Below are 523 nucleotides of genomic sequence, written 5' to 3'. Positions count from 1 at the left end.
GTCATGGCGAAGTTCTCCGTGTCGGAGCGCTTTGCCTGCAAGGTTCTCGGCCAACACCGCTCGACCCAGCGCAAGAAGCCGCATGGCCGAGCCGATGAGGATGCGTTGACGGCTGATATCATCCGGCTTGCTTCCCGGTATGGGCGCTACGGCTACCGCAGGATCACGGCGATGCTGCGGTCCGAGGGCTGGAGGGTGAACGCCAAGCGTGTCGAACGAATCTGGCGGCGGGAGGGGCTCAAGGTTCCCCACAAGCAACCGAAGAGGGGTCGCCTCTGGCTGAATGACGGATCGTGCGTCCGGCTGCGGCCCGAGCACCCTNGCTCAACATCATCGACGAGTTCACCAGGGAATGCCTTGCAATCCGCATCGATCGCAAGCTCAACTCGACCGACGTCATCGACGCCCTGTCGGACCTGTTCATCCTGCGCGGCGTGCCGGGCCATGTCCGTTCCGACAACGGCCCGGAGTTCATCGCCAAGGCTGTACGGGAGTGGATCGTAGCCGTCGGCGCAAAGACAGC

At 63.6% G+C, this 523-nt stretch carries 1 pseudogene; it reads left to right on the top strand.

Annotation, left to right across the window (positions count from 1 at the left end):
* A pseudogene (locus ACFO1V_RS01050) lies at positions 1-523 on the top strand (IS3 family transposase); the annotation flags it as partial.

This window comes from Daeguia caeni, assembly GCF_042653845.1.
In the GTDB taxonomy this organism is placed as follows: Bacteria; Pseudomonadota; Alphaproteobacteria; order Rhizobiales; family Rhizobiaceae; genus Brucella; species Brucella caeni.
The sequence above is the reverse complement of the archived record's forward strand: the minus strand, read 5'-3'. Positions and strand labels throughout refer to the sequence as shown.